At 43.7% G+C, this 8,053-nt stretch carries 7 protein-coding genes; 3 read left to right on the top strand and 4 right to left on the bottom strand.

Annotated features, from left to right (window positions below):
• The first annotated feature begins 136 nt into the window (after positions 1-136).
• The 3 genes from HZA08_07600 (at position 137) to HZA08_07590 (ending at position 2,484) form a co-directional block, all read left to right on the top strand.
• Positions 137-664 (top strand): hypothetical protein, encoded by a 528-nt coding sequence (locus HZA08_07600; GenBank protein MBI5193289.1) that lies wholly within the window; start codon positions 137-139, stop codon positions 662-664.
• Positions 665-750: 86 nt separating this feature from the next.
• Positions 751-2,127 carry an FAD-binding protein gene (locus tag HZA08_07595; GenBank protein ID MBI5193288.1) on the top strand — a complete coding sequence of 459 codons (1,377 nt, stop codon included), beginning with the start codon at positions 751-753 and terminating at the stop codon, positions 2,125-2,127.
• 183 nt (positions 2,128-2,310) lie between these two features.
• Entirely contained in the window at positions 2,311-2,484 is a 174-nt protein-coding gene (locus tag HZA08_07590; protein ID MBI5193287.1) for a hypothetical protein, read from the top strand.
• Positions 2,485-2,489: 5 nt separating this feature from the next.
• On the opposite strand, the gene HZA08_07585 is transcribed toward HZA08_07590, so the two are convergent.
• From HZA08_07585 to HZA08_07570, 4 genes are all read right to left on the bottom strand, one after another.
• Positions 2,490-3,410 carry an NAD-dependent epimerase/dehydratase family protein gene (locus tag HZA08_07585; protein MBI5193286.1) on the bottom strand — a complete coding sequence of 307 codons (921 nt, stop codon included), beginning with the start codon at positions 3,408-3,410 and terminating at the stop codon, positions 2,490-2,492.
• Positions 3,411-3,564: 154 nt separating this feature from the next.
• Complete coding sequence (locus HZA08_07580; GenBank protein MBI5193285.1) at positions 3,565-4,866, bottom strand: UDP-glucose/GDP-mannose dehydrogenase family protein; 1,302 nt, start codon at positions 4,864-4,866, stop codon at positions 3,565-3,567.
• Between the two features lie 184 nt (positions 4,867-5,050).
• Entirely contained in the window at positions 5,051-5,797 is a 747-nt protein-coding gene (locus HZA08_07575; GenBank protein ID MBI5193284.1) for a TlyA family RNA methyltransferase, read from the bottom strand.
• A gap of 146 nt (positions 5,798-5,943) precedes the next feature.
• Positions 5,944-7,860, bottom strand: a complete 1,917-nt coding sequence (locus tag HZA08_07570) for a 1-deoxy-D-xylulose-5-phosphate synthase (protein ID MBI5193283.1) — start codon at positions 7,858-7,860, stop codon at positions 5,944-5,946.
• Positions 7,861-8,053 lie beyond the last annotated feature (193 nt).

Here is an 8,053-nt window from a genome sequence, read left to right as displayed (position 1 = left end):
GAGGTTTCACAAAGGAGGATGAAAACCACCCCCCCAAGCCCCCCCTTGTTAAGGGGGGGAAAGTTCCTTTGGTGCTCAATGGCCAACGGCAATCCCCCCCTTTGTTCAAGGGGGGGCATGGGGGGGTTATTTTCGGATGAATCAACCGTTCAATACCCTTCTTACAAATATTACTCTTCGTTCAATCACAGGGACTTTCTTCCGGGCAGTCCCGGCACACGCTGCTGAATACGCCCTTGAGGACGGACCATCTTACTTTTTCAGAAACCGCTATAATATTTCAGAGCAATTCGGCGCCCTTTACTTCTGCGATCGGGCAGAAGTCTGCAAGGCTACCCTTGAAAAACGGGGGCTTCTTGCGTCCCGCAGGGTACCTAATATCTTACTCAGCTTTAATATTCAGGTTGACGGAATACTTGACCTGACTGATCCGGATGTCATGAAAGTTTTGCAGATTCATCGGGAGAATCTGGTACAAACAAGGGAAAAACCGGATGCTTATGATACATCTCAGATGTTGAGTGGAGCTGCATATCACAGTAATAGAATTCTCGGTATGTATGTTCCGGACGCAACAGAAACCGGAAATACTCTTGTACTTTACCCAGGGAAAATATTGGAAAAACATTTTATTCGTCTAACCGGAAGACTAAATTTGTTCTAAACTTGAGTCTGTTATGAAAAGACAGGTAAGAGGTAATAGGTAAGAGGTAATTGCCTCTTACCTGTTTAATATGTTAAAATCTTTTCGTGGTTACGGAAGAGGTTATAGATAACCTGCAGAAGATTGTGGGCAGGGAATCAGTTATAACTGATAAAGAGAGTCTGCTCTGCTATTCTTATGATGCTACCCGCATAGAAGTCCTGCCTGAACTGCTTTTAAGGCCGAAGTCTTCTGAAGAAGTGGCCTCTATTCTCAAGATTGCCAATAAAGAAAAGATACCTGTTGTACCGCGTGGTTCAGGGAGCGGTTTTGCAGGTGCTTCTGTCCCTGTTACAGGCGGAATTGTCCTGTCACTTCAAAACATGGACAGGATAATTGAGATTAATAAGGATGATTCCTATGCAATTGTTGAACCCGGTGTTATAACAAAGGACCTCCAGAAGGCGGCAGAGTCAGAAGGCTTATTTTATCCTCCTGACCCTTCGAGTGTAAACTTCTGCACAATCGGCGGAAACATCTCAACAGGCGCCGGCGGTGCAAGAGGGATCAAATATGGTACAACAAAAGATTATGTGATGGGATTAGAGCTGGTTATGGCTACAGGTGAGATAATATCTACAGGGACAAAGACAACACGCAGTACCGCAGGATATGATCTTACAAGGCTGATAGTAGGTTCAGAAGGGACATTGGGAGTTATAACAAAGGCCATCGTAAGGCTTGCATCATTGCCTGAAAAGATTGTTACTGCTGCAGCAGTTTTCCCTGACCTTCATAGCGCTGTGTCTGCAATTGATCACATCTTAAAGTCCTCAGTAAAACCGCTTGTGCTTGAATTTATGGACAGGGAATCTATAAGGGTTGTAAAAGAGCTTCTTCCGGTTGGCGTACGGGAAAACAGCGGGGCAATGGTAATAATTGAACTTGATGGTAAACAGGATATAGTTGCAGTAGAACTGCAGAATGTTAGGGATATATGTTTGAGGGCCGGGGCATTAAATGTTGAGATAGCAGATTCTGTGAATGATCGGGAGAGATTATGGAAGGCGAGGAGGGCGATTTCTCCTGCCCTCTACAAGATAAATCCAACTAAGATAAATGAGGATGTAGTTGTACCGAGGAGCAGATTGTCTGACCTCGTGCATGAGATTGGTGAGATTGCATCAAAACATAATCTTCAGATAGTTACATTCGGACACGCCGGAGACGGTAATCTCCATGTAAATGTTATGATAGATGACAGGGATAAGGACGAATACAAAAGGGCTATGGAGGCTGTAAAATCCCTTTTTGAGGCAACCATCAGATTAGATGGAAGCATCTCCGGCGAACATGGCATAGGGCTTACAAAGGCACCCTACCTTTCAATGGAGAAGGGCGAGAGGGTGATTGGGATTATGAAGGAGATTAAAAAGGTGTTTGATCCGAATAACATATTGAATCCGGGGAAAATATTTAGATAGTAAGCAGAAGTAAGAAGCAAGAGGTTAGAAGTAAGAAGTTAGGTAAAACAGAATGAGCATTCGACTCATAAATGGCAATGAGTACCCCACCCTCACCCGGACCCTCTCCCTGATGGAGAGGGTACTAAGTTTGTTCCCTCCCCTTCAAGGGGAGGGTTAGGGTGGGGATGGGGTGGTTTTCGAGTGAATAACTTAATCGAAATGACAGGCAAACGTGTCAGGATACATGCAGGAGAAATTGAATATTGCGGAATTCTTATTGAGGTGACTGAAGAGAATATCGAACTTCAGGGAGATAACCAGTGGATAACAATCCCTGTAAATAATGTGAATTCAATAACCTTAGCAGGGGATTAAGGTCTTTAAAGACCTCCTCTGAAAAAGTCCACAGTCTTTGAAAGCCCTTCTTTAATAGGAACCCCTGGTTTCCAGCCGAGAACCTTTTTAATCTTCTTACAATTCAAACAGCTCCTTGCCTGTTCTCCCTTTTTCGCAGGGCCATGCACCTCTTTAATTTTCTTTTCTGTTATTTCTTTTAAGTGCCTGAACAGTTCAGTTACCGTTGTTTCTATGCCTGTACCTACATTTAATATGTCGTTTGTTTCACTTGAAACCGCCGCCATTACTGCATCAACAACATCTTCGACGAACACATAATCTCTGGTCTGCATCCCATCGCCGTTTATGACCGGCTGTTCATTTCTTAGCATCTTTTGTGTGAAGATAGCAACTACTCCTGCCTCACCGAACGGGTCCTGTCTTGGGCCGTAAACATTGGCAAATCTTAAGGCAGTATAATTTAATCCATAAGTAGCATTATAGAAAAAAAGGTAGTGTTCACCTGTAAGTTTACTTATACCATAAGGGCTTAATGGCTGAGGCGGATGAGTCTCAGGTGTCGGCAGAGGTCCTCCTTCCCCATACACTGCGCCGCCTGTAGAAGAAAATATCACCTTCCGGGTTCCGTAGTGTACGGCGTGCTCAAGTATGTTAAGCATACCAAGAATATTAGTCTGTGCATCATATACAGGGTCAGCAACAGACCTTCGTACATCCATCTGAGCTGCAAGGTGGCATATAAGCTCAGGCCGTTCCTTTTTAAATATCCTTTCAATCCTGGGGTTTACAATATCTATCTTATAAAACTTCGCATCTTTATTCAGATTTTCAACCTTACCGGTAGACAGGTTATCAATAATCGAGACACTATGACCTTCTAATACCAGCCTGTCTGTTATATGAGACCCAATAAACCCTGCCCCGCCTGTAACCAGAATCCTCATTTTTGCATAGTCCTTTCTTTCTTAGTCTATAGTTAGCAGAAGTTAGAAGTAAGAAGTTAGAGGTTAGAAGCAAGAAAATGTTAGCGAATCCCTCTTTCTTCTTACCTCAGTTTTCTTGTTTCTTACTTCTTGCCTCTTGCCTCTTACTTCTCTTTCAGCTCCTCCCTACGGAGTAGTAGTCAAACCCGTTTTTCCTCATCCTTTCAGGGTCATATACATTTCTAACGTCTATAAAGATCGGATGCTTCATCAGGCCCTTTAGTTTTTCCAGTTCAAGATTTCTGAATTGGTTCCACTCGGTGACAAGGACAACGGCATCTGTATTGCTTGCAGTATCATAGGCATCATTACAGTATGTAACTGTCCCTCCGAGCACCTCTCTCGCATCTGCCATAGCCGCAGGGTCAAAGACCTTTATTTCAGCACCTCTGCTGATTAGCCCCTGTATTATGTCTACTGACGGAGACTCTCTTATATCATTTGTGTTGGGTTTGAAAGAAATACCCAATATGCCGAGGGTCTTTCCTTGAATACCTCTCAAAGCATGGTCTATCTTCTCTATCATGCGATCCCTTTGAGAATTATTAACCTGAATTACATCCCTTACTATTTTGAAATCATATCCGTGGCTCTCGGCAATCTGGAGTAATGCCCTTGCATCTTTAGGAAAGCACGAACCTCCATAACCAGGTCCAGGATGCAGGAACTTTGAACCTATCCTTCCATCCAGCCCCATAGCCTTAGCCACTATCTGTACATTAGCCCCGACCTTTTCACAAAGGTTGGCGATTTCATTGATGTAAGATATCTTGGTTGCAAGGAACACATTTGATGCATACTTAATCATCTCGGATGTCTCAATGTCAGTTATTATAAACGGTGTATCAAGCAGATAGAGGGGGCGATATAAATCCTTCATGACTGAAATTGCACGATCACCTGCCGCTCCGATTACTACCCTGTCCGGTCTCATAAAATCTCCGATTGCAGAACCCTCTCTCAGGAATTCAGGATTAGATACAATATCAAATTGGTCATTGCCGCCCATATCCTGAATAATCTTCCGTATCCTTTCGCCGGTACCGATAGGTACAGTGCTTTTTGTAACCACTACCTTGTAGGTATTGAGATTCTCTCCGATAGTTCTCGCAACAGAATCTACGTAAGACAGATCGGCTGAACCGTCTTTGCGGGAGGGTGTGCCGACTGCAATAAATATGACCTCAGAATTCCTTACTGCTTCAGCCGTGTTATTAGAAAACCTGAGCCTCCCTTCATTCATATTCTTTCGCATTAGCTCTTCTAACCCGGGTTCAAAGAAAGGGGCAATACCCTTGTTAAGCAGATCAACCTTATTCTGGTCCATATCTACACAAGTAACAATAACACCAAACTCAGCAAAACACGCACCTGTAACAAGTCCAACATAACCTGAACCAACAACAGAAATGTTCATAATTTAATTCCCTCCATGTTATTTCATCTGAAAATCAACCCCATCCCCACCCTAACCCTCCCCTTGAAGGGGAGGGGATAAAAACTAAGCACCCTCTCCCTCAGGGAGAGGGTCCGGGTGAGGGGGCCTCATTTTCATCATCCTTTGTGAGCGCCCCGCTCATGATTGTTCACCATTTGTGAGATTATGGTGTAATTTGTCTACCAAGATACAAAAGGTACTCAACATTCCCCTTCTGCCCTAAAATAGGAGATGGTATCAGCCCCCTGACCTCGAATCCTATTCCTTCTGCAAAATCCTGAACTTTCTTAACGGCCAGTTGCACTTTATCCATGTCCCTGACTATGCCGCCCTTTCCAACCTCGCCTTTTCCAACCTCAAATTGCGGCTTAACAAGTACCACAATCAAACAATCTGCCGGCAGATGTTCTCTTACAACAGGTAATACATAAGTAACAGAAATAAATGATAAATCTATAGTTGCTATGTCAATATGGTCAGTTATGAGTGCCCAATCAAGTTTTAGAATATGTGTCTTTTCAAGGTTTCTTACCCGTGGGTCATTCCTGAGCTTATAGTGCAGTTGTCCATATCCTACATCAATTGCATAAACCTTTATCGCACCGTGTTGCAGAAGGCAGTCTGTAAAACCGCCTGTTGATGCCCCAATATCTATTGCAACTTTTTCACTAACACTTATTTTAAAAGTTCGTAAGGCCTCCTCTAATTTAAGACCGCCCCTGCTTACATACGGCATCTGCGCCTTGATACTTATTTCTGCATCTTCTGAAACTAACCTTCCTGCCTTATCTGCCTGCTGACCTTCTAAATATACATTTCCTGATAGTATAGTGCTGATTGCCTGTTGTCTGGTGGAAACGAGCCCCCTGTCTACAAGAAGCGTGTCCAACCGTATTTTGCTCTTGCTCAAATTTCCCCTTGCCCACCCTCCCCCTAACCCCCTCCCGTCAAGGGAGGGGGAATAAACGTTAGCCTCCCTCTCCCCTGGCGGGAGAGGGTCCGGGTGAGGGGGCCTTATTTTCAAGCTTTGTGAGCCTAAGACTTTTGAATATTTCCTTAAAATCTTATATTCCGCAAAAGTCCCCGTAGTGTTCGGTTGTTTTGTGTCTTAACAAAACTCATAGTCTCTTCAGCAATATCTTCCGCATTAAGTCCGTAAATATTATGTAATTCCTTTATTGAGCCGTGTTCAATAAACTTGTCTGGAATGCCTATCCTTTTTACCCTTACGTCGGTCACAGAATTCTTTTCCAGCACCTCTAAAACAGCACTCCCGAAACCTCCTGACAGCGCCCCTTCTTCAACAGTAATGATATTTTTATATTTATAAGCGAGTTTCAGGATTAATGATTCATCAATTGGTTTAATAAACCTTGCATTTGCAACTGCTGCATCTATCCCATTCTTTTTAAGTATTGCTGATGCATTAATAGCAGGGTATACCATGTTACCGATGGCAAGAATAGCAGCGTCACTTCCTTCGAGTATTATTTCACCTTTACCTATCTCCAGTAACTTAAACTGAGGATTTAATTCAACTCCAATGGCCGCCCCTCTCGGATACCTTATTGCAGAAGGCCCATTGTAATTTACTGATGTAAAAAGCATATTCTGCAGCTCATCTTCGTCTTTGGGGGCCATAAGTACCATATTAGGGATGTGACGAAGGTAACTTATATCATACGTCCCGTGATGGGTCGGTCCGTCTTCTCCAACAAGACCGGCACGGTCAATTGCAAAAGTAACAGGCAGGTTCTGAAGGCACACATCATGTACAATCTGGTCATAGCCCCGCTGAAGGAAGGTAGAATATATGGCAACTACCGGATGAAAACCTCCTGTGGCAAGACCGGCGGAAAAGGTTACGCCGTGCTGTTCTGCGATACCTACGTCATAGAACCTGTCAGGGAATTTTTCTGCAAAAGGTATCAGCCCGGTTCCTTCCGGCATGGCGGCTGAAATGGCTATAATCTTTTTATCCTTTTCTGCCAGCCTGATAAGTGACTGCCCGAATATTTTAGTATATGTTGGTATATCTGACTTTTTTAATGGTTTCCCTGTAGTTATATCAAATGATGGTACACCATGAAAGGATGCAGGGTCGTTTTCCGCAGGGGGATAATCTTTACCTTTCTTTGTTACTACATGAACGAGTACAGGCCCGTTTAATTTCTTAATATTTTCCAGTGTCGGAAACAGGTGATCAAATCTATGCCCGTCTATAGGTCCGATATACTTAAACCCAAGTTCCTCAAAAAGGGTGCCGGGTCCCATTAAACCTTTTACTGACTCCTCTGCCTTTTTGGCAACCTTGAGCATTGGTTCCCCAATTCGGGGGATGTTTTTTATGATATGCTCAGTCTCTTTTTTTACCTTTGTATAGATTTCTCCTGTGATGATCTTGCTTAGATAAGATGATATTGCCCCAACATTTCTTGATATGGACATCTCATTGTCATTCAGTATTACTATGATATTTTTTTTGAGGTCACCGGCATGGTTTAAGCCTTCAAACACCATACCTGCTGTCATTGAGCCGTCACCTATAACTACGATAACCTTGTTTTTTTTCTCTTTCTTATCCCTTGCTTCTACAAGCCCCAAGGCAGCAGACAATGAGTTTCCTGAATGACCGGCAATGAAGGCATCGTAATTACTTTCATCCGGTTTAGGGAAGCCGCTGATACCGCCATACTGTCTTAAAGTATTAAACTTGTCCCTGCGGCCTGTGAGCAGTTTGTGTACATAAGCCTGATGGCCCACATCCCAGACTATAGCGTCATTCGGTGCATTATATATATAGTGAAGGGCAATAGTGAGTTCAACGACGCCAAGGTTTGAGGCAAGATGGCCGCCGTTCTTTGAAACAACCTCCAAAAGCCTCTCCCTGATTTCCACTGCCAAAACAGGCAGTGCTTCCACAGGTATCTTTTTAAGGTCTTCAGGGCTGTTTATTGTATCTAAATATTTCACTTGAAAATCTCCATAGCTCACCCTCCCCCTAACCCCCTCCCGTCAAGGGAGGGGAAATAAACATTAGCCTCCCTCTCCCCTGGCGGGAGAGCTGTAATAAAACTCCTACCAAATTCCTCCCCCCTCCTTTGCGGGGGGAGGCAGAAGGGGGGCACCGGGTGAGGGGGCTTTTTATCTTGCTTCTAACTTCTTG

The sequence above is a fragment of the Nitrospirota bacterium genome (genome assembly GCA_016212215.1).
Lineage (GTDB): Bacteria > Nitrospirota > 9FT-COMBO-42-15 > HDB-SIOI813 > HDB-SIOI813 > JACRGV01.
The sequence above is the reverse complement of the archived record's forward strand: the minus strand, read 5'-3'. Positions and strand labels throughout refer to the sequence as shown.

Coding starts and splice junctions, on each gene's coding strand:
- HZA08_07600 (MBI5193289.1), top strand. CDS start 137: ATGAATCAACCGTTCAATACCCTTCTTACAAATATTACTCTTCGTTCA.
- HZA08_07585 (MBI5193286.1), bottom strand. CDS start 3,410: ATGAGGATTCTGGTTACAGGCGGGGCAGGGTTTATTGGGTCTCATATA.
- HZA08_07580 (MBI5193285.1), bottom strand. CDS start 4,866: ATGAACATTTCTGTTGTTGGTTCAGGTTATGTTGGACTTGTTACAGGT.